We start from the raw sequence: 21712 nt of genomic DNA, 5'->3' as shown, positions 1-21712 counted from the left end.
AACACAAGGGGAATCACCATGAAACGCCATTCACTTATCGCCGCCTGCCTGGGCCTGGCCGCGTTGTCGCTGGGCGCTGGCGCCCGCGCCGACCAGGTCGCGGACATCAAGGCCCGCGGCGAATTGATCTGCGGCACGCTGGGCACGTCGCAGCCGTTCAGCTTCCAGGACGCGACGACGCGCCAGTTGGTGGGCTATGACGTGGACGTGTGCAAGCTGGTGGCCGACAAGCTGGGCGTGAAGATCAGCTACAAGCTGCTGTCGGTGGCGGCGCGCGTGCCGGAGCTGAACGAGGGTCGCGTCGACATCCTGGCGGCGAACCTGGGCTATTCGCCGGACCGCGCCCAGCAGATCGCTTTCAGCCACGCGTACTACGTCAGCCCGCAGAAGCTGCTGGTGCGCAAGGATTCGGGGCTGGACACGATCGAGTCGCTGAACGGCCGCCGCGTTGGCGCGACCAAGGGTTCCAGTTCGGAGCGCGAGATCAAGCGCATTCTCGATAAGTCGCAGGTGATCGGCTACGGCGACAGCTCGGCCACGTATCTGGCCCTGCAGCAGAAGAAGGTGGACGCGCAGTTCGCGTCCGAGCTGGTGCTGGTGCGCCTGGTGCTGCAGAGCCCGCCGACGGCGCCGGTCAGCGTGATCGCCAAGTCGGTGTTCGACGAGCCGTGGGGCCTGGGCGTGCGCAAGTCGGAGCCGGGCATGCTGGCGGTGGTGAACCAGGCGCTGGACGAGGCGGAAAGCTCGGGCGTGGCCGCGCAGTTGTTCGACAAGTGGTTTGGCGCGCAGACGCCGTACAAGCTCGAGCGCGGTTTCAAGATCGGCCCCATCGCGGGCTGAACGCCGGTACCGCGCAATGAGCCTACTTGACGCTTCGCAATACCAGTTGCTGGCCAGCGGCATGGTGGTGACGCTGCAGTTGTTCCTGGTGTCCTGGGTGATGGCGTTCACGATCGCGGTGACGCTGGTCGTGGTGCGCGCCACCAACCTGGCGCCGTGCCGCTGGCTGGTCGACGCCTATGTGGAATACCACCGCAACGTGCCGCTGCTGGTGCAGGTGCTGTTCTGGTACTTCGGCATGCCCGAGCTGCTGCCGGAGGGTTTCCGGATGTGGCTGTACCAGCACAACGCCGAGATGTCGCTGGCGGCGATCGCGCTGGCGCTGGGGTCGGCCGCCTATATCGCCGAGGACATCCGCAGCGGGCTGCGCGCCATTCCCAGCACGCAGTTCGAGGCGGCCCGGGCGCTGGGCGCCAGCTACCTGCAATGCATGCGCTTCGTGATCGTGCCGCAGGCGGTGCGGATTTCCATTCCGCCGCTGGTGGGCCGCGCCTTGCTGCTGTTCAAGAACACCAGCGTGGCCATGGCCATCGGCGTGATGGAGCTGACCTACCAGGCGCGCGAGATCGAGAACGAGACCTACCGCACCTTCGCCACGTTTGGCGCGGCGACCCTCATGTATCTGCTGGGATCCTTCCTCATCATGCTGATCGGCTCGCGCATCTATGCGCGCTACCGCCTGAACCGGGGAGGCCACGGTGCTTGATCTCCTGTCGCAATACTGGCCGACGCTGCTGGTCGGCCAATACCCCAATGGGCCGCTCGGCGGCCTGGCGCTGACGCTGATCCTGGCGTTGTGCGGCCTGGCGCTGTCGCTGCCGCTGGCGCTGGCCATCGCGCTGGCGCGGGTCAGTCCGTTTGGCTGGCTGCGCGTGGCCAGCAAGACGCTGGTCAACGTGGTGCGCGGCATGCCGCTGCTGATGCTGATCTTCTGGGCGTACTTCGTCATTCCGAAGCTGACGGGGCAGGTGATCAGCGGCTTCTGGACGCTGATCGCGGCGCTGGTGGTGTACGAGAGCGCCTATCTGTCGGAGGTGATCCGCTCGGGCATCGAGGCGGTGCCGCGCGGCCAGATCGAGGCCTCGCGCTCGCTGGGCGTGGGCTACTGGACGACGATGCGCCGGGTGGTGCTGCCGCAGGCGCTGTTCAACGTGCTGCCCAGCATGACCAGCCAGTTCGTCTCGACCATCAAGGAGACCTCGCTGGGGTATGTGATCAGCGTGAACGAACTGACGTTCGCCGCCAACCAGGTCAACAACCTGGTGCTGACCAAGCCGCTGCAGGTGTTCGGCGTCCTGGCCATCATCTATTTCCTGGTGTGCTTCAGCCTGAGCCGCGGCCTGTCCTGGCTGGACCTGCGCATCCGCCGCCAGCGCGCCATGGCCTAGGGCCAGGCGCTTATCGGAATTCATCATGATCAAGCTTGAGAAAGTCAACAAATGGTACGGCGTGCATCACGTCCTGAAGGACGTGGACCTGTCGGTCGCGCGCGGCGAGGTGCTGGTGGTGTGCGGGCCGTCGGGCTCGGGCAAGTCCACCATGATCCGCACCATCAACCGCCTGGAACCCATCGAGAAGGGCCGCATCCTGATCGACGACGCCGACATCTACGGCAAGGGCGTCAACCTGAACGCGCTGCGCCAGAAGATCGGTTTCGTGTTCCAGCAGTTCAACCTGTTTCCGCACATGAGCGTGCTGGACAACGTGGTGTTCGCGCCGGTCAACATCCGCAAGCAGCCGCGCAAGCAGGCCACCGAGCTGGCGCGCCAGCTATTGGCGCGGGTGGGGCTGGAGCACAAGATCGACGCCTATCCCGGTTCGCTGTCGGGCGGCCAGCAGCAGCGCGTGGCGATCGCCCGCGCGCTGGCGCTGCAACCGCCGGTGATGCTGTTCGACGAGCCCACCAGCGCGCTCGACCCGGAGATGGTGGGCGAGGTGCTGCAGGTGATGAAGGGCCTGGCCAAGGACGGCATGACCATGGTCTGCGTGACGCACGAGATGGGTTTCGCGCGGGACGTATGCGACCGGGTGGTGTTCATGGATGCGGGCGAGATCCTGGAGGTGGATACGCCGGAGCGCTTCTTCAGCGCGCCGCGGCATCCGCGGGCGCAGCGGTTTCTGGCGGATATCCTGCATCCGCGGGGGTAGTGCGGGCGCGGAGCTTGCCGTCGGCGTTCCTTGTGGACCGGACGGCGCGCAGCCGCGCGCCTGTCGACGATAATGTGAGGGTTCTTCATGCATTTCACGTCCACCGCCGCGATGTACACCCTCAAACAGTTGGAGGCGTTCTACTGGAGCTCGGAACTGGGCAGCTTCAGCGCGTCCTCGCGCAAGCTGCACACCACCCAGTCGGCGGTCGCCAAGCGGGTAGGGGAACTCGAAGCCTTCGCCGGTGCGCCGCTGTTCGAGCGCCGCGCCAAGAAGCTGGTGCTGACGGCCCAGGGCCGCAAGCTGTTCGAGCTGGCGCGCGAGATGCTGGACCTGAACAGCCGCATCGTGCAGAACATGGCCGACCCGGCCAGTTTCGAGGGCGTGGTGCGGCTGGGCGTGACCGAGCTGGTCGGCATGACCTGGCTGGCGCGGCTGGTCAACCAGATCAGCCTGCGCTATCCCAAGGTGCAGTTGATGCCCGAGATCGATGGCGGCATCACGCTGTATGAGCGGCTGGAGCAGGATCAGTTGGACCTGGCCATCATGCCGGGACCGTTCTGGAGCTATCAATACGACTGCGTCCACCTGGGCGCGGTGACCAACGTCTGGATGGCCAGCCCGTCGCTGGACATCGATTTCTCGGCAAGGCTGGCGCCGCAGGACCTGGCGCCGTACCCGGTGATCTCACAGCCGACCAATTCGGCGCTGTCGCATCTATACGATGCCTGGTTCGCCGAGCAGGGCCTGTCGGTCAAGCGGGTGCTGACCTGCAACAGCCTGGGCATGATGGCGCAGCTGACCATGCTGGGATTGGGCATCAGCTATCTGCCGGGAGCGTATTTCGCGCCGCTGGTCGAGCGCGGGGCGCTGTGCCAGTTGGATGTCCAGCCGGATCTGCCGACGATCAATTACTACGCGGTGCACAAGAAGAGCATCGTCAATCCGGTGGTGTCGCGGGTGATCGATATTGCGCGGGAAGAATGCGCGTTCGAGGTGGCGGGGGCGTTCCTGCCGCATGTGCCGCCGGCGGTGGGGGCGGGGAAATAATGGTCTGTGAAAACACCAGGTTTTGGATGGGATAGTGGCACTCTCCCTATTGCGGCGTGGATGTTTTCCGCTCCCGGGGGAAGCGCCTGGATTATTCCTGGAATCGAGTGCAAAGGCGACTGAATCAGTATGCGGGCTGCCGGTCTGTTTTAAAAAGTCGTCGCCGTCACATGTTTTTAGAGGATTAACAGGGCGCACTAACATTAATGGGGCCTTAGCGGCATTTTCGCCACGTCTTGCTTACGCCGCGAAGCGATAGTCTATTTTTTGCGACTAAAAACCCGGGTGTGTGCTAGGATTTTTTCCCAAATCAGAGATATTGCCAGTTTCATCAAGTCTTGCCGTGTGAGTTTTGTCTCGCAACTTCGGGAGAATGGTCATGAAACGCTGGTTAGTATCAGGATCATCGGGTCCGCGGCGCTCGGCGCTGCGTTGGTTATACCCCCTGGCAACGACGGGGTCATTATTACCCGCGGCAACCTACGTTTGTGCCCAGACAGTCGGACCGGGAACGATAGGAACGCCCGTCAACGTGGGCAGCGGCACCACCACCGTGGTGGGCGGCACCACGATCACCACCGCAGGGACGACGTCGTCCGTGACGGGCGGGACGTTGATTGTCGATCCCGCGGCCGGGTCGAGCCCCGGGCCGGTGTCATTTTCCGCAAGCAACTTCAATGCATTCGCCATCTACGCCACGGGCGGTACGATCAGCTTTCGAAGCGGCGCAACGCCCGGCGTCACCACCTCCCTCACGACCACGGGCAATGCGTCGGCCGCGCTGTGGACACGAAATACCGGGGTATCGGCGGTCTCCACCGGCGGCCTGAATATCCATACCACTGGCGGCTACGGCATTGTTGGCGGTCTGCCCGTCGGTTCCTACGGCGCGGTCGCCAGCCACAACAGCAGTATTTCCCTGACGGGGGCCAATATCCTCACCGAAGGCCTGGGCGCGTCGGGCGCTTATGCCTTCGGCAGTCGAGTGACGCTCAATAACGTCGCCATCCAGACACGTGGCAATGCTTATCGGGATGGCACCGGCACCTATGGCGCCTATGGGGCGCTTGCCAACGCATTGAATGGCGTGCGCGGCAGTTTATTGATCACGGGCGGTACGATCTCCACCGCCGGCGACGTGGCCTATGGCGTCGGTTCCATCGGCTCGGATGCCACCGTCAATGGCACCACCATCACCACGACGGGAGCCAGCGGCAGCGGCCTGTTCGCGAACGCCGCCGCGATCAACGCATCCAATGTCACGGTGACCGCGTCCGGCGCGTCGGCCTACGGCGTCTATGCGGTCATGGGGTCGACCATCACGCTGCAAAATGCACGAGTGACCACGCAGGGCGTCTCGGGATACAACCTGCTCAGTTATGGCGCGAATTCCCGCGTGATCGGCACCAACGTTACGGCCATATCCACGCAAGATAATGCTCCCGGCGCGACGGCATGGGGGACGACGGCCACTGACAACGTGGCACTGAGCCTGACCGGCGGCTCCATCCAGACGCAGGGCACCAATTCCCACGGCCTTTACGCCCGCGGCGCCAGGGCGGCGATTTCGGTGGACGGCACGTCGGTCAGCACCTCCGGCCAGGGCGCCTTCGCCGCGCGGGTCATCAACGGCGCCCTGACCGCGAACAATGCCACATTGCTGGCGAGCGGCCCTACCGCGGTTGGCCTCGGGCTGAACAGCGATGCGGGAATCACGGCTACCGCGACCTTGACGGGCGGCACGCTGACCAGCGCGCAATCCGATGCCATCGCGGTCAATGGGGGCGCTGCGCAAGTCACGTTGACAGGTACGCAAGTCACGGGCGCACCCCGATGGCTGCGCGTCATCGGGGGACCGACGCTTGTCGCCAACCCGCTGGCGGCGCCCGATGCGATTACGGCTTCCGGGGTCAACTCGCCCGACCTGTCGGGCGTGAGCGTCTCGATCCTGGCCGGCGGCCTGATCGCGCCGGCAGCCGGCCCGGTGAGCGTGGCGACGATCGACGCGTCGGGCGCCACGCTCAATGGCTCCGCGCTGACCGAGGCCGGCGCGACGTCCACGGTTTCACTGAATAGCGGCTCGGTGTGGAACATGTCCGGGAATTCCAACGTCACCACCCTGAGCAACAACGCCAGCCAGATTCTCTTTACGCCGCCCTCGGCAGGCAGCTTCAAGACCCTGACCGCGGTCAACTACTCCGGCTCCGGCGGCGGCCTGATCGGCTTGAACACCTACCTTGGGGACGATAGCTCCCCCTCGGACCGGCTGGTGATAGACGGCGGCGCCGCGACGGGGGCCACGGGCTTGCGCATCGCCAATGCCGGCGGTCCGGGCGCGTTGACCACGGCCGCCGGCATCAAGGTCGTCGATGCCATCAATGGGGCCACGACCCAGTCGTCCGCATTTTCCCTGTCCGGACGCGCCGTCGCGGGTCCCTACGAATATCGGTTGTACCGGGGCTCTCCCGCGTCGCCCGCCGATCAAAGCTGGTACTTGCGGTCGGAAAAGGAACCGGAGCCGCCCGTGCCGCCGGCGCCGCCAGCACCTCCCGGACCCACTCCCGACCCCGAGCCGTTGTATCGACCCGAGGTCGCCGCCTACCTGGCCAACCAGCGCCTGGTCGGACAGATGTTCGTGCAAAGCATGCATGATCGGCTGGGAGAACCTCAGTTCATCGAATCGCAGCAGTTCCCAACGGACGAGCGCAAGCGCAAGGCGCTCTGGTTGCGCGCGGTGGGAAAGTGGGAGGGGACCCACAGCCGCGACGGCAACTTCGACGTCAGCACCGATCTGTTCCTGCTGCAGGGCGGCGGCGACCTCGCGCAATGGAAGCTCTTTTCAGAGACTGATCGTTTGCATGTGGGCGCCATGCTCGGTTACGGGACGGCCGACAGCACGGCCCGCGCCGACGGCAACCCATACAAGGCAAAAGGCCGCGTCAATGGCTACAGCGCGGGCGTCTACGGCACGTGGTTTCAGAACGACGAAACCAAACTGGGCGCCTATGTGGACACGTGGTTCCAATATGGCTGGTTCAACAACCGGGTGCAGGGAAGCGAGTTGCCCCGCGTCGACTATGACTCCCAGGCGTGGGCGGTGTCAGCGGAGGCCGGCTACGCATTCAAGCTGCGCGAAAACTGGATGCTGGAGCCGCAGGCTCAAGTGATCTATGTCGACGCCAACACCGACAGCATCACGGAGCAGAACGGCACCCGGGTGAATCGTGCCGATTCCAATGGAACCATTACCCGGCTGGGCGTGCGCACGTTCACCACGCTCGACCTGGGCAATAACCGCAAGGCCCAGCCGTTCGCGACCTTGAATTGGTGGCACAGCAGCGTCGACAGCTCCGTGTCTTTCAATCAACTGCCCGTGGGGGGGCTGTATCCCAAGGATCGATATGAATTGAAATTGGGCGTTCATGCCGACTTCACAAAGGGCTGGACGGGGTGGGTCAACGCTTCCGGCAGTTGGGGCGCGCAAGACTACCACCAGTACGTGGGGCGGATCGGCGTGAAGTACACGTGGTGATGTGCGAACCCTCCCTTCGTTGACGTAAGCTCGCCAGGAATTATTGTTATGCCCTCCAGCAGGCGCTCCTGGCATGGAGGGGATCGGGCTTACCGATGCGGCGCGCCGCAGTGGACGCGCCGCCGCCTATCCTTTCAACGCCGTCCCCATTCAATGCTCCCCGGCTCCGGACAAACCCACGACCCCTGCAACCGTTCCCGGATCTGCGCCAGATCCTGCTCCACCAGCAGAACCCCATCCCGGAACACCGGCACCAGCGCGCCGCCGGCCGCCTGCTCCGGCGTCTGCTGGTCGTGCAACACATACCCCGTCGCTGTCTCATCGACCCGCAGCAAGCCCTTGGCCGACCGCTTCACGCCGGAGTCGGTGACCGGGTCCTTCACCAGTTCCTGCGGCTCGCCATTGACCTCGGCATACGTCGCCTTCAGCGCCCAACCGAAGCTGTCGCGGGTCAGGTATTGATAGGTGTACGAGCCAATGCCAAGCACAACGTTGCCCGACGCGAATCCCTTTCTTTCCAGCCGCACCAGGATGTCGCGGCCACGCGCCAGGGTGATCGAATCTCCGTAGATCAGGCCGACGTGCGGGTCCAGCAGCTTGTAGCCGCGCTCGGTGACGACGCCGCCGAAGATGTTCCACAGGCATTGCACCGCGCCGTTGACTTCGGCCTCGCGCAGCGCCTGGCTGGCGCGGGCGTCGTCGTCCAGGCGCCAGTAGCGGCCAGTCTCGATATCCCGCACCGCTTCGAAGCCGTCGCGGCGGGCGGCGGCCAGGGCCGCGGCGTCTTCCACACTGGGTATGTCGGTGCAGAAGTAGCCCGTCAGGATCTTCACGGGATCACCCGAGTCCGGGCGGAACACGACCTTGGCGTTGCCGAAGGGATCAGGCTGGCGCGCCAGGATTTCCGACTTCAATGCGGCGGCGAAGTCGGTGACCACTTGCCAGAAATCCCAGGTGTCCGACACCACCGACACGATGCCGGCCGGATAGACCTGCGTGACCAGGCGGCGGATGGTCTCGATTTCGCCTTCCTTGCTGCCCAGGCACATGACCGAGTGTTCGGTCGCGGGCACCGAGCCGCCGACCAGTTCGCGGTCCGAGTCGGCGCCGTACAGGTCTTCCAAATAGTCGATGGCGGGGATGGTGTCGGTGCCGGTGAACGACAGCAGGTGGCCGGCGCCGCTCTTGCGGGCGTCGTACAGGCCGGCCATGCCGCGCATCGAGAAGTCGTGGCCCTGCCAGTTGACGAAGTCCATCGGGCTGCCGGTCAGGCGGGCGAAGTAGGTCAGGAGCTTGCGGTATTCGAAGGCGATGGTGGCCACGGTGGACGGCTTCCACGATTCGCAACTGAACAGCGTTTCGATGTAGGTGACCAGCCAGGCGAATTCCGGCCTGGTGTTGACGAAGGTGACGGGCGGCACGCGGATGTCGACGCGGGCGCCTTCGGGCAGGGAACGGATTTCCAGCGGCAGATAGCCCAGGTCATACAGCGCCTGCAGGTGATCGAGGGTGACCGCGCCCTTGCCCAGCGCGTTGTCGACGCGGCGCTGGTACTGGCGCACGGCGGCGCCGGCGGGCTTGCCGAAGAATTCGCGGTTGAACAGGTCGATCAGGATTTCCTTGATGAAGCCTTGCAGGCCGAACCAGACGATCTTGTTGTCGAACAGTTCGGGCAGCACCGGCGCCAGCCGGGCCGAGCGCGGGGTGAAGTTGGCCAGGATCTTGTTGGTGCCCCTGGGGTACTGGAAGGGGTGGCCGGTCTTGTAGAAGTCGGCCTGCAGCAAGGGGTTGATGCCGTTCTTGGTGGCGGGGACGGGGGCATTCATGATGGAGTCCTTCTTCGTGCTCAGTTGTTGGGGGTGACGACCACGGGCGCGCCGGCGCCTTCGCTGGCGGTCCAGTCATAGGCGGTGTAGATCCCGGCGTAGCGGGCATTCAGTTCGACGAAGCCTTTGCTGAAAAGGCCGTGGGTGACGTACAGATAGAGCGGCTGGTCGGTCTTGCCGCGCAGGGCGGCGGCCAGTTCCAGAAAGGTGCGGCCGCCGTCGCAGATGTCGTCGACCACCAGCACCGGTTGCGCGGGGATGTCGTCGGGCACGCGGGTTTCGGTGATGCGGCCGGTTTGCGGGTCGCGGACTTTTTCGGCGTAGCGCACGTCGGCCACGCCCAGCTTTTTGGCCAGGGCCTGCACGCGCTTGCGGGCGCCGGCGTCGGGCGCCATCAGGGTGACGCCGTTGGCAAAGGCGGGGTTGGCCAGCGCGTTCTTCAGGAAGGCGGCGGCGTCGATGACGCGGACGCGTTGCAGCAGGGCGGGGGTGACGTCGCTGTGCGGTTCGACCACGGTGACGGTGGCGTATTGCTGGTCGTTGATCAGCTTGCAGAACACCGCCGCGCCGAGCGCCTCGCCCGGATTGCAGACGCGGTCCTGGCGGGCGTAGGGCACGTAGGGCAGGTCCAGGTGCACGGGCGCGGCCGGGTTCAGGCGGCGCAAGGCGTCGGTCAGCAGCAGCAACTGCATGACGTCGTCGGCCGATTTCAGCAGGGCGTGGATGCGGAATTCGCTGGCCGCGTCGGCGCGGGCCTGCAAGGCAGCGGGCACGGTGACCTGGCTTTCGCCGCCGGGGAATACGAACGCGCTGGGCGTATCGGTGTGGCGTTGTCCTGCTACTACCGCGGTGAGGGTGAACATGATTTGGCCTTAGTGGCAAATTAAAACTAAGTGAGGCAAGTATAAGCCTACTTATTGTTTGTTTGCAACTAAGTGGAGTTCGGCGCGAGGTCAGCCGACGCTGCGGTCGAACAGGGCGAAGTCTTTCAGGCGGTACAGGCGGGCGGGACGCTGCGCGCCGAGCGCGTAGTCGTCGGTGGCTTCGAGCACATCCCAGGCTTCCATCTTGCGGCGGAAGTTCGATTTCTCGAGGGTGGTCTGGAGGATGGCTTCGTAGGTGCGCTGCAGCTCGGTCAGGGTGAAGCGTTCGGGCAGCAGGAAGAACGGCAGGGTGGAGTAGCTGGATTTGCCACGCAGGCGGGCCACGGCGGCGGCGACGATGTCGGCGTGGTCGAAGGCCAGCGGCGGCAGCGCGTCCACGCTGACGAAGCGGAAGCCCGCCGGGGCCGCCTCCAGTTCGGCGGCCGGCACCAGCGCCACGTAGGACACCGACAGCGACCACTTGCGCGGGTCGCGGTCGGGGCCGGAGAACACCTGCAACTGCTCCAGGTAGCGCGGCTCGAAGCCGGTCTTCTCGCGCAGCACGCGGCGGATGCTGGCTTCGGTGCTGGCGTCTTCATCCACGTGCACCACGCCGCCGGGCAAGGCCATGGCGCCCTTGAACGGCGCGCGGTCGCGCGGGTGCAGGGCGATTTCCAGGCCGGTCTCGCGCAGGGTGAGCAGGACGGCGTCGACGGTGACGAGGGGCTGTGGGTGGTCCAAGTGGGGTTCCGGGCGTGGCACTTCGGGGTAAGGTGCCACTATGCGGCGGATTGGTCAACCGCGCCCATTGAACTAGCCCGCGGCGCCGATCCCGTCCAGTTCGGCCACGGCCCGCGGCGGCAGCGCCAGGCTGGCCGCGGCGGCGTTCTGCCGCAGGTGTTCGATCGACGAGGTGCCCGGGATCAGCAGGATGTTGGGCGAGCGTTGCAGCAGCCAGGCCAGCGCGGTCTGCATCGGCGTGGCCTGGCAGTCGGCGGCCACGCGCTCCAGCGTGGCCGATTGCAGCGGCGAGAAGCCGCCCAGCGGGAAGAACGGCACGTAGGCGATGCCATCTTGCGCAAGCTGCCCGATCAGCGCGTCGTCGGCGCGGTGGGCGATGTTGTACTGGTTCTGCACGCAGACGATGTCGGCGATGCCGCGCGCCTGCGCCACTTGGCGCGCGGTGGCGTTGCTCAGGCCCAGGTGGCGTATCAGGCCCTTGCGCTGCAATTCGGCCAGGGTGGTGAAGGACTGTTCGATGTCGCCTTCGGCGGGGCCGGCCACGTCGAACATGAGGCGCAGGTTGACCACGTCCAGCACGTCCAGGCCCAGGTTGCGCAGGTTGTCGTGCACGGCCGATTCGAGTTCGGCGGGGGAATTGGCCAGCAGCCACGAGGCATCGTCGCCCCGGCGCGCGCCGACCTTGGTGACGATGACCAGGTCGTCGCGGTAGGGGTGCAGCGCTTCTCGGATCAGTTGGTTGGTGATGTGCGGGCCGTAGAAGTCGCTGGTGTCGATGTGGTTGATGCCGAGTTCGAGCGCTTCGCGCAGCACCGCCAGGGCTTGCGCCTTGTCCTTGGGCGGTCCGAATACGTGCGGGCCGGCCAGTTGCATGGCGCCGTAGCCCAGGCGGTTGACGGTCAGGTCGCCCAGCGCATAGGCGCGGGCTTGTTGAATCGAGGTCATGACGTGCTCCAGGGAGGGAATGACAGCGAGTCTAGGGCGGCGCGGGGCGTGCGACAATCCCTGGTAATCGCACAGCTTGTGCGGAATAGCGAACAATTGGGGCTTGCCGTGTCCAACCTTCAAGACATCAGCGCCTTTGTCGCGGTGGCCACGCATGGGGGCTTTCGTGGCGCGGCGCGCCAGACAGGGACCAGCGCGTCGCAGTTGAGCGAGGCGGTGCGCCGGCTGGAAGCCCGGCTGGGCCTGCGGCTGCTGAACCGCACCACGCGCAGCGTGGCGACCACGGCGGCCGGGCAGCGCCTGCTGGAGCAACTGGCGCCCGCGCTGGACGCGGTCGAGTCGGCACTGGACGTGGCCAACAGTTTCCGTGACCGGCCGGCGGGCCGGCTGCGGCTGAATGTGCCGCTGGCGGCGTCCCGGCTGGTGCTGCCGCGCATCGTGCCGCCGTTTCTGGCGCAGTATCCGGAGATCCGGCTGGAGGTCATCGTCGACGATCGTTTTGTCGAGCTGCTGCAGTCGGGCTGCGACGCGGGCATCCGCTACGAGGAAAGCATGGACCAGGACATGGTGGCCGTCCCGATCGGGCCGCGGCGCCAGCGGATGGCGGCGGCGGCCGCGCCGGGGTATCTGGCCCGGCATGGACGGCCGCAACATCCGCAAGACCTGCGCCAGCACCTGTGCCTGCGCGGCCGTTTCACCAGCGGCGCGATGCCGGCGTGGGCGTTTGAACGCGACGGCCAGTCCGTCACGGTGGAGGTGGATGGTCCGCTGATCGTCAGCCTGGGGGCGGCGGTGGACCTGGCGGTCGATGCGGCGGTGGCGGGCGCCGGAGTGGTCTATCTGTTCGAGGACTGGCTGCAGCCGTACCTGGATCGGGGCGAACTGGAGCCGGTGCTGGCGGACTGGTGGCCCAGCTTCACCGGCCCCTTGCTGTATTTTCCGGGCCGGCACTATCTGCCGGCGCCGTTGCGCGCCTTCGTGGATTTCGTCCAGGCGGCGCGCTGGTAGCGCGGTCGCGGCTGCGACTGTCACCGCGACGGCGACCGAGACCTCGACCTCGACCTCGACCGCGGCCTTGACCGCGACGACGACCTCGACCGTAACCGCGTCGGCGTCCGTGTCCGCGGACGCCGACGCCGCTTAGCGCGCCGCCGTCAATGCGCCCATGGCCTGGCGCATGAAAGCCAGCGTGGCGTCATCGGCCCAGGTGCCGGCGGTCAGTTCGGGCTCGGTCATCAGGGCGTGGCGGAATTTCGCGTGGGTCGCGGGATCGTTGCCGGCGTAGCTGCAAAACAGTTCCAGCCATTGCCGCGCGAGTTCGCGGCCGGCGGCCGAGTCGGGCGCCTGCCCGGCATCGATCGCGTCGCGCACCCGCGCCATCAGGGCCGGCCATTCGCCGGCGCGGTCGTGATAATGCGCCCGCATGAACCGGGCCTCGTCCGGCGTCAGGTGTTTTTCGTAGAGCCGCAGCTTGCTTTCGGAGAAGGCGCGCACCACGTAGTCGCGCATGGCCGGCGAGATACCGATGTGTTCCTGCATGGCCGGTTCCCGTTCGTGCATCTGGTTGAGCTTCACGAGCAGGCGCGGATCGCCGTTGGTGTCGCGCAGCAGCAGCGTCATCCAGCGCAGGGCCAGCGCCTGCGAACGCGGGTCCTCGGGCGGGGCGCCGTCGTCCATCTGCCGGCGCACGTCGGCGATCAGCGCAAGCCAGCCGGCGTCGTCGTTCGGGCCTCGGCGGTACATGGGCAGACGCGCCAGTTCTTCCTGGGAGAAATATTTGTCGTACATGTTCATCAGTTCCAGAGTGGTCAGCCAATCGGCCAGTTCCGGCTCCGTTCCCATCGCCAACTGGCCTTGCAACTGCGCGAGGCGTTCGCGCAGCCGGGTGGCGTGTTGGATCTGGCTGTCGAGCATCGCGATCTGTCTGGCGATGATCTCGTCCAGCGGCGTGCCGGGCTGGTCCAGGTAGGCGCCGATCTCGGCCAGCGGCAATCCGAAGCGACGCAATGCCTGTATCTGGTGCAGTCGGGCGATGTCGTCGCGGCCGTAGAGCCGGTAGCCGTTGTCGGCGCGCGCCGAAGGCGTCAGCAGGCCGATCGCGTGATAGTGGTGCAGCGTGCGGACGGTCAGTCCGCTGCGCTTGGCCAGTTCTCCTACTTTCAGTCGCATGGGGTTCCTTCGTGAATGGCGCAGGCCGAACTTTTGGGCATGACGTTACGTAAGGGTCAAGCGTTGGCGGATCGATTTGTGGATCGATTCGTGGGCCGGGCGTGCAGGGGGGCGGTCGCGCCGGCAAGCTTGCTGGCGCGCCGGCCCGGCCTGTGGGGCTGGCCGGTCATTCGCTTGGGGATGGTTGTCCGCGGGCGGCGCGGCTCCGGGGGAGATGTCCATGGACAACGCGGGCCGCCGCGCCGTCTGGAAGAAGCGGGCGCGGGCGAGTGTGCCCGTTGCGCCCGTCTTGCCGTGAATGCCGGGACGTCAGCCGCAGCGGATCGCCGTCATCACGTCCTTGTCGTCGACGATCAGGTTCAGGCGGGTGTCGTTGTATTCCATGGTGACCAATTGGCCCGGGCGCAGGATGCGGGCGGTGGCGGCGCCGCTGCGGGTGCGCAGGTCTTCCAGGACGGACTGGGTGGCTTTCTGGCCGATCTGCGATTGCAGCGCGGCGGCGTCGCAGGTCTTGCGGGCGCCGGCCTGGGCGGAGGGTGATCCGTACGATGCGCCGGAGGAGCTGTCGGACGCGGCGGGCGAGCTGGCGGAACTGGAGGCGGCGGATGAGGATGAGGAACGCGGGGCTCCGGTGTTGGCGCAGGCGCTCAGCGTGGCAACCAGCAGAACGGGAATCAGCTTGCGGATCATGATCACTCCTGAAATAGAAAACGTCTCCACGGCGCGGCCGGCGCGGGGCGGGCGGGCGGCGCGGAAAATCCATCATAGACCAGCCGCCCGCGCGGCGCTTGGCCGTGGCGTCCGGTCGATTCCCGGAGCGTCGCCGGCCGCCGCGCACTGCCGTCAGTGGAAATTGCGGCTGGGCGTGCTCAGGCCGCCCAGCAGCTCGGACAGGTCCACCAGCCGCTGCGCGATCAGGTGGCGCACGCCGTCCACGCTCTGCCACGAGCCATACACGCCCAGCAGGGTGGCGCCGAGCAGCTCGCGGCGCTGGCGTTCGATCAGTTCGGGGCGCACCACCACGTTGACCGGGCCGGTTTCGTCTTCCAGCGTGACGAAGATCACGCCCTTGGAGGTCTGCGGCCGCTGGCGCACGGTGACGATGCCGCAGGCGCGGGCCACGCGCTTGTCGGGGTAGCCGTTGAGCACGCTGGCCGGCTGGAAGTTGCGCGCCGCCAGTTGCGGCCGCAGCAGCTCGACGGGGTGGCGCCGCAGGGTCAGGCCGACGCTGCGATAGTCGGCCGCCACGGTCTGGTTTTCAGTCGGCGCGGTCAGTTGCGGCATCTCGGTTTCGTGGATGTCGGCGTCGCGCAGCAGGTCGCGGCTGTGGACGCTGGCGGCGGCTTCCCAACTGGCCTGGCGGCGGTGGCCGGCCAGGGTGCGCAGGGCGTCGCCGGCGGCCAGGGCGTTCAGGTCGTGGCGCGTCAGGGCGGCGCGGCGGGCCAGGTCGCCGGTGCTGGTGAAGGGGGCCTCGGCGCGGGCGGCCTCGATGCGGCGGGCGCTGTCTTGGTGCAGGCCCTGGATCAGGCTCAGGCCGAGGCGCACGGCGGGGCGGATTTCGTCCGGCGAGGGCGCGTGAGGATGCGGCCGGCGCGGCGGCGCGTCGGCGGGCGCGGTTTCCAGCGCCGCGTCCCAGCCGCTGACGGTCACGTCCACCGGCAGCACCCGCACGCCGTGGCGGCGCGCGTCCTGCACCAGTTGCGCCGGCGCGTAAAAGCCCATGGGCTGGGAGTTGAGCAGCGCGGCCAGAAAGGCCTCGGGTTCGTGGCGCTTGAGCCAGGAACTGGCGTAGGCCAGCAGCGCGAAGCTGGCGGCGTGGCTTTCGGGAAAGCCGTATTCGCCAAAGCCCTCGATCTGGCGGAATAGCGCCTGCGCGAAGTCCAGCGTGTAGCCGTGCGCCAGCAGGCCGCCCACCAGCTTGACGCGGTATTTGTCGACGCCGCCCTTGCGCCGCCAGGCGGCCATGGAGCGCCGCAACTGGTCGGCATCGCCGGGCGAGAAACCGGCCGCGACCACCGCGATCTGCATCACCTGTTCCTGGAAGATCGGCACGCCCATGGTGCGGCTGAGCACGCCGCGCACTTTCTCGCTGGGGTAGCTTTCCTTTTCCTTGCCCTGGCGGCGGCGCAGGTACGGATGCACCATGCCGCCCTGGATCGGGCCGGGCCGCACGATCGCCACCTGCACCACCAGGTCGTAGTATTCGCGCGGCCGCAGGCGCGGCAGCATGGTCATCTGGGCGCGCGATTCGATCTGGAACACGCCGATGGTGTCGGCCTCGCAAATCATGTCGTAGGTGGGGGCGTCGCCTTCGGGAATGTCCTGCAACCGCAGCGGCTGGCCGCGGCGCTGGCCGGCCAGTTCCAGGGTGCGGCGCAGCGCCGACAGCATGCCCAGCGCCAGCACGTCGACCTTGAGCAGCTTGAGCGCGTCCAGGTCGTCCTTGTCCCACTGCACCACGCTGCGGTCGGCCATGGCGGCGTTTTCGATCGGCACCAGCCGCGACAGCTTGCCGCGCGAGATGACGAAGCCGCCGGGGTGCTGCGACAGATGGCGCGGAAAGCCCATCAGCGTCTGGGCCAGCGCGGCCCACTGCCGCGCCACCTGCGATTCCGGGTCCAGGCCGCAGGCGCCCAGCGTGCGCAGCATTTCCTGCTTGCTGTCCCACCACTGGTGGGCGCGCGCTACCGCGTCGATCACGCCCGGGTCCACGCCCAGCGCGCGGCCGGTGTCGCGCAGCACGCTGCGCGGGCGGTACGAGATCACCACGGCGGTCAGGGCGGCGCGCTGGCGGCCGTACTTGCGGTAGATGTACTGGATCACTTCCTCGCGCCGCTGGTGTTCGAAGTCGACGTCGATGTCGGGCGGCTCGTTGCGTTCCTTGCTGATGAAGCGCTCGAACAGGTTGTTGCCGCGGCGCGGATCGACCTCGGTGATGCCCAGGCAGTAGCACACCGCCGAGTTGGCGGCCGAGCCGCGCCCCTGGCACAGGATGCCGTGGTCGCGGGCGTACTGCACGATGTCGTAGACCGTGAGGAAGTAGGCCTCGTATTGCAGGTCGGCGATCAGCGCCAGTTCCTTTTCGATCTGCTCGCTGACGTAGTCCGGCGTCCCGCCCGGAAAGCGCCGCGCGGCGCCGGCCAGGGTTTCCTGGCGCAGGTAGGTGGCGGGGGTGTGGCCACGCGGGATGATCTCGTCGGGATATTCGTAGCGCAGTTCGTCCAGCGAGAAGGCGCAGCGCCGCGCCACCACCAGCGTCTGCGCCAGCGCCTCGGGCGGATAGAGGTTGGCCAGCCGCATGCGGGTGCGCAGGTGCTGCTCGGCGTTGCCCGCCAGCGCGTAGCCGCATTGCGACACGCACTGGTGGGTGCGGATGCCGGTCAGGGTGTCGTGCAGCGGCTTGCGCGAGCGCACGTGCATCTGCACCTGGCCCAGCGCCACCACCGGCAGTTCGGCGGCGCGCGCGGCGCGGTCGACGGCGGCGCGGTGCAGGTCGTCGCGCGAGCGGTACAGCAGGGTCAGGCCGACCCAGGCGCGGCGCGGGAAGGTGGCGGCCAGCCAGCGCGCCTGCTGCGCCATGCGGTCGGGGTCGTCGCCGTAGACCGGCGACAGGATCGCCAGGCATTCGGGCAGGTGGCGCAGGTGTTCGTAGCCCGGCGGCGGGGCGGTGAAGTCCTCGGGCGCCAGCCGGTATTCGCCCTTGGGGGCGCGGGTGCGGGCCAGGGTGATGAGCTCGGACAGGTTGCCGTAGCCCTCGCGGGTCTGCGCCAGCAGGGTCAGGTCCAGCGGCGCGGCCTCGGGGCCGGCGCGCAGCCGGAAGGTGGCGCCGATGATGAGCGGCAGCTTCTGGGTCTTGGCCTCGACGTGGGCGCGCACCACGCCGGCCAGGCTGCATTCGTCGGTGATGGCCAGGGCGGCATAGCCCAGTTCGGCGGCGCGGGCGGTCAGTTCCTCGGGGTGCGAGGCGCCCTGCAGGAACGAGAAGTTCGACTGGCATTGCAGTTCGGCGTAGCCGGGCAGTCCGGCAGGCGGACCGGGGGCGTCGTCATGGGGATCGTCGGGCGCGTGCATGGCGGGGTCAGGCGTACAGCCCGTGCAGGTACCAGCGCGCGTGCGCGTCGTCGCGCTCGCGGTAGATCCAGTAGCGCGCGCTGGCGGCGTCCTCGGCCACGAAGTAGTCGCGCACGGTCAGGACCGGATCCCACCAGCCGCTTTCGATGCGCTCGGGGCCGCGCATCAGCCGCAGCGCCTGGCCGGCGTATTGCGGGCGGTGGCCGGCAAGCTTGAGCGGCAGCGGCGGATCGAGCAGCCAGAAGGGGCGGTCCAGGGGCTCGGGCAGCGGTTCGGGGCGTTGCGGCGGTTCCAGCGCGTCGCCCCAGGCGTTGGCGGCCTCGGGCCGGTGGTCGGGGAGGGGACAGGCGTGGCGCACCTGCTCGCGGCCCAGCCGCGCGGTCAGCAGGTCCAGCAGGCGGGCGTGGTCGGCGGCGGTGCCGCCGGGTTCGGGGAACAGCGTGGTGCTGGCGGCGGGCTGTTCGGTGGTGTCGGGCGCCAGCAGCGTCACCGCGATCACCGGCGCTTCGAGCGTCAGGCGGCCGAGTTTTTCGCGCAGCAGGTTGAGGATCTGCGGGGCCTGCCAGACGGGCTGGGCCAGCGCCAGTTCCAGCTCGGTGGGCGGGCGTGCGTGGCGGCCGCGCTCGTGGTCCAGGCGCAGCAGCACGCGCCGCACCGCCAGTTGCCGCGCCGCCAGCCAGCCGCCCAGTTGCTCGGCCAGGCGCCGCGCCACGGCCAGCACCGCGTCGGTGTGTTCGAGGTATTCCATCAGCTCGATGCGGCGCTCGAAGCGCGGCGGCGGCTCGATCCAGCGATGCAGTTCGGGCGACTGGCCGTAGGCCGCGTCCAGCGCTTGCAGCAGGTCGGGCGCGCTGCGCCGTTGCAGGCCGGCGCGCGGCAGGGCGCGCAGGTCGGCCAGGGTGTGGCAGCCGATGTCGTTGAGCCAGTCCAGGCGCGGCCGGGCCTGGGGCAGCAGGGCCACGGGCAGGGCGTCGAGCCGGCGCGCCAGGGTGCGCGGGGTGAGCACCCGGCGCGGCGGCCGGCGTCCGCCGCGATGCGCCAGCAGCCAGGCGCCGGCGGCGGTGGGCGCCATGCCCAGCGACACGCGCAGGTCCAGCGCGGCCAGCGTGGCGGCCACGCGCCGGTGCAGCGCGCGCGGCCCGCGGAAGAACAGCAGGCTGGCGCCGACGTTGAGCAGCACGGTGTCTGCGTCCGCCAGCGCGACCTCGGGGGTGTATTGCAGCAGCGCCAGCGCCGCGCCCTGCAGGGTGTCGGCCTCGGCCACCGGGTCGCGCGCCAGCAGTTCGACCTCGGGCGCGATGGCGGCCGCGCCGCCCCGACGCATGCCCGCGCGCACGCCGGCCTGGCGCGCGGCGGGCGTGAGGGCGGCGACGCGTTCCTGGTCGAGGACCGCGTAGGCCTGCGCCTCAAGCGGCCAGTGCGGGCGCAGTGCGTCCAGCGGCAGGCAGCGCAGGCAGGCGGCGATCCAGAGGCGCATGGCGGGTGGGCGCCAGGACGCCGGGCTCCAGGCCCACGTACAGCGGGGCCTCGCAGACCGGTCCGCGGCGCTTGAGGATATGGACGGACAGCCCGCCCGGCGCGGGCGCGAGCGCCAGGCGCAAGGGGGCGGGGGTGGCGTGCTGCGCGGCGCTGGCCGGGCGCAGGGCGACGAACAGCAGGTCGCTGGCCTGGGCCGCCAGGTGCAGCCGGCGCAGCGATTCGGGGCGCACGTGCGGCAGCCAGCAGAGCAGGGCGCCGCAACTGCCGTTCTTCAGGATCTGCTCGGCGGCCCAGAGGGCGTCCAGCGGTTTTTCGGGGGCGACCCAGAGCAGTTGGCGCGGGTCGAGCCGCCAGCTCATCCAACTGGCGATGTGCGGCGCGTGCGGCGGCTGCACCAGGGCGATGGCGCGGCGCGTCTCGAGTTGCGCCAGGGCCGGGCGCAGCAGGCGGATTTCACCGATGCCGGGTTGCGGCGCCAGCAGCTCGATCAGCGAGCCCAGCGGCCAGCCGCCGTCCGGCAGCTCGGCCGACAGGGCGGCGTGGCCGGTGGGCAGGCTGCGGGCGGCGCCGCGCGCCAACTGGGTGGCGCGCCACAACGCGGGATGGATCTGTTCTGGCGACGGCATGGCGGGCGGACGACCCGGTTTTCCTGGGTGAAGATTCGGTGGGTGGCGGCACGGCCGGGCGGAGAGGCGCCTGGCCGGAATCGCTTATTGCTGTATGAATATACAGTATTTTACCCGACCCGGAAGGCACCGGATGTATCTGTCGCTTGCACCGCATTGGTGCGCGCCGCAAGGCCCGCTTCGAGGCGCGATGCGCCGTCGCCATCCCCGCCACGCCCCTGGAAGGTGCCGGTCGTTAACCCGTGCAGGGCTTGGCACGCTTCCTGCTTCTGTCCCCAAGTCACCGTCTCCTCACGCAACAACGTCCAACAAAAGGAGTGCTGAACATGGCCCATCAACCGGAACGCATCGTCGAACTGTCGCGCCGCGTCGAGCGCATTTCGAACGAGAAGATCGAGAGCATCGTCGACATCAACCAGCAGGCCAAGTACCTGTCGCTGAACGCGCGCATCGAGGCCGCGCGCTCGGGCGAGGCGGGACGCGGGTTCGCGGTGGTGGCCAACCAGGTGCAGTACGTGTCCGAGCAGATCACCGGCATCGCCGACGCGCTCAAGGAAGAGTTGGCCGGGTCCATCGCCGACCTGATCCGCATCGGCGAAAACACCCTGCACGAGATCCGCGGCTACGAGGGCCGCCGCCTGGGCGATCTGGCGCTGAACATGATCGAGACCATGGACCGCAACCTGTACGAGCGTTCCTGCGACGTGCGCTGGTGGGCGACGGATTCCTCGGTGGTGCGCGCCTTGCAGGAACCCGGCGCCGACAGCGCCCGCCACGCTAGCGGGCGGCTGGGCGTGATCCTGGACAGCTACACGGTCTACCTGGACCTGTGGGTGGCCGACGCGCAGGGCCGGGTGGTGGCCAATGGCCGCCCGGACCGCTATCCGCAGGCGCGCGGCGCCAACGTCAGCCAGGCCGAGTGGTTCCGGCGCGGGATGGCCACGGCCGACGGCGGCGAGTACGTGGCGATGGACATCGACAGCGAGCGCCTGCTGGAGGGCGCCCACGTCGCCACCTACGCCACCGCGATCCGGCGCGACGCCGACAAGCAGGGCGAACCGCTGGGCGTGCTGGGGGTGTTCTTCGACTGGAGCCAGCAGGCCGACAGCATCGTCAGGTCGGTGGGATTGTCGGAAGAGGAGTGGGCGCGCACCCGCTGCCTGCTGGTCGACAGCCGCCAGCGCGTCATCGCCGCCTCGGACGGCGCGGTGTCGCTGAAGGAGCGCTACGTGCTGCGCCACGACGAGCGGCCGCGCGGCTACTACGAAAACGCCGATCGCGGCCTGGTGGGGTTCGCGCTGACGCCGGGCTATGAAACCTATGCCGGCCTGGGCTGGTACGGCGTCATCACGCAGCGTCCGCGCGACAGCTTCGAATAGGCGCGGCGCGGGCCGGGCGGCGTACGGGCGCGTGGTCCAGGAT

At 68.1% G+C, this 21712-nt stretch carries 17 protein-coding genes; 8 read left to right on the top strand and 9 right to left on the bottom strand.

The window, feature by feature from the left end; genetic code table 11:
• The first annotated feature begins 18 nt into the window (after positions 1-18).
• The 6 genes from SB816_RS14150 (at position 19) to SB816_RS14125 (ending at position 7570) form a co-directional block, all read left to right on the top strand.
• Positions 19-840: an ABC transporter substrate-binding protein gene (locus tag SB816_RS14150; RefSeq protein WP_063568650.1), complete on the top strand. Its 822-nt coding sequence runs from the start codon at positions 19-21 to the stop codon at positions 838-840.
• Positions 841-856: 16 nt separating this feature from the next.
• Complete coding sequence (locus SB816_RS14145; RefSeq protein WP_410547181.1) at positions 857-1546, top strand: amino acid ABC transporter permease; 690 nt, start codon at positions 857-859, stop codon at positions 1544-1546.
• Positions 1539-2228 carry an amino acid ABC transporter permease gene (locus SB816_RS14140; RefSeq protein ID WP_410547180.1) on the top strand — a complete coding sequence of 230 codons (690 nt, stop codon included), beginning with the start codon at positions 1539-1541 and terminating at the stop codon, positions 2226-2228. The genes SB816_RS14145 and SB816_RS14140 overlap by 8 nt, the downstream gene beginning before the upstream one ends.
• 25 nt (positions 2229-2253) lie before the next feature.
• A complete protein-coding gene (locus SB816_RS14135) occupies positions 2254-2988 on the top strand; it encodes an amino acid ABC transporter ATP-binding protein (protein ID WP_054502760.1) in 735 nt (244 codons plus the stop codon).
• Positions 2989-3075: 87 nt separating this feature from the next.
• On the top strand, positions 3076-4038 hold the full coding sequence (locus tag SB816_RS14130; protein WP_410547179.1) for a LysR family transcriptional regulator: 963 nt from the start codon (positions 3076-3078) through the stop codon (positions 4036-4038).
• A 532-nt stretch (positions 4039-4570) separates the two neighbouring features.
• Positions 4571-7570 carry an autotransporter outer membrane beta-barrel domain-containing protein gene (locus tag SB816_RS14125; RefSeq protein WP_410547178.1) on the top strand — a complete coding sequence of 1000 codons (3000 nt, stop codon included), beginning with the start codon at positions 4571-4573 and terminating at the stop codon, positions 7568-7570.
• Between the two features lie 134 nt (positions 7571-7704).
• Here SB816_RS14125 and SB816_RS14120 read toward each other — a convergent pair whose 3' ends face one another.
• The 4 genes from SB816_RS14120 to SB816_RS14105 form a co-directional block, all read right to left on the bottom strand.
• The gene (locus tag SB816_RS14120) at positions 7705-9396 is read right to left on the bottom strand and encodes a nicotinate phosphoribosyltransferase (RefSeq protein ID WP_410547177.1); all 1692 of its coding nucleotides are present in this window, start codon (positions 9394-9396) and stop codon (positions 7705-7707) included.
• 20 nt (positions 9397-9416) lie between these two features.
• A complete protein-coding gene (gene prs / locus SB816_RS14115) occupies positions 9417-10259 on the bottom strand; it encodes a ribose-phosphate diphosphokinase (RefSeq protein WP_144658096.1) in 843 nt (280 codons plus the stop codon).
• A 90-nt stretch (positions 10260-10349) separates the two neighbouring features.
• Positions 10350-11000: an NUDIX hydrolase gene (locus tag SB816_RS14110; RefSeq protein ID WP_049073378.1), complete on the bottom strand. Its 651-nt coding sequence runs from the start codon at positions 10998-11000 to the stop codon at positions 10350-10352.
• A 72-nt stretch (positions 11001-11072) separates the two neighbouring features.
• A complete protein-coding gene (locus SB816_RS14105; protein WP_410547176.1) occupies positions 11073-11945 on the bottom strand; it encodes an aldo/keto reductase family oxidoreductase in 873 nt (290 codons plus the stop codon).
• A gap of 108 nt (positions 11946-12053) precedes the next feature.
• On the opposite strand from SB816_RS14105, the gene SB816_RS14100 reads away from it, so the two are divergent.
• A complete protein-coding gene (locus tag SB816_RS14100) occupies positions 12054-12953 on the top strand; it encodes a LysR family transcriptional regulator (protein WP_410547175.1) in 900 nt (299 codons plus the stop codon).
• Positions 12954-13085: 132 nt separating this feature from the next.
• Here SB816_RS14100 and SB816_RS14095 read toward each other — a convergent pair whose 3' ends face one another.
• From SB816_RS14095 to imuA, 5 genes are all read right to left on the bottom strand, one after another.
• Entirely contained in the window at positions 13086-14114 is a 1029-nt protein-coding gene (locus tag SB816_RS14095; RefSeq protein ID WP_054484293.1) for a MerR family transcriptional regulator, read from the bottom strand.
• Positions 14115-14423: 309 nt separating this feature from the next.
• On the bottom strand, positions 14424-14804 hold the full coding sequence (locus tag SB816_RS14090) for an I78 family peptidase inhibitor (protein ID WP_049073382.1): 381 nt from the start codon (positions 14802-14804) through the stop codon (positions 14424-14426).
• A 153-nt stretch (positions 14805-14957) separates the two neighbouring features.
• Complete coding sequence (locus SB816_RS14085) at positions 14958-18185, bottom strand: error-prone DNA polymerase (RefSeq protein WP_410547174.1); 3228 nt, start codon at positions 18183-18185, stop codon at positions 14958-14960.
• A 7-nt stretch (positions 18186-18192) separates the two neighbouring features.
• Positions 18193-19662, bottom strand: coding sequence for a Y-family DNA polymerase (locus SB816_RS14080; protein WP_049073384.1), 1470 nt, complete (start codon positions 19660-19662; stop codon positions 18193-18195).
• Complete coding sequence (imuA, locus tag SB816_RS14075; protein ID WP_054502749.1) at positions 19592-20290, bottom strand: translesion DNA synthesis-associated protein ImuA; 699 nt, start codon at positions 20288-20290, stop codon at positions 19592-19594. The genes SB816_RS14080 and imuA overlap by 71 nt, the downstream gene beginning before the upstream one ends.
• A 317-nt stretch (positions 20291-20607) precedes the next feature.
• On the opposite strand from imuA, the gene SB816_RS14070 reads away from it, so the two are divergent.
• The gene (locus tag SB816_RS14070; RefSeq protein ID WP_410547173.1) at positions 20608-21669 is read left to right on the top strand and encodes a methyl-accepting chemotaxis protein; all 1062 of its coding nucleotides are present in this window, start codon (positions 20608-20610) and stop codon (positions 21667-21669) included.
• The last annotated feature ends 43 nt before the right edge of the window (positions 21670-21712 follow it).

The organism is Achromobacter sp. SIMBA_011, assembly GCF_046535435.1.
Lineage (GTDB): Bacteria > Pseudomonadota > Gammaproteobacteria > Burkholderiales > Burkholderiaceae_B > Achromobacter > Achromobacter dolens.
Note: the sequence above shows the minus strand (reverse complement) of the source record. Positions and strands in the feature narration are given on the sequence as shown.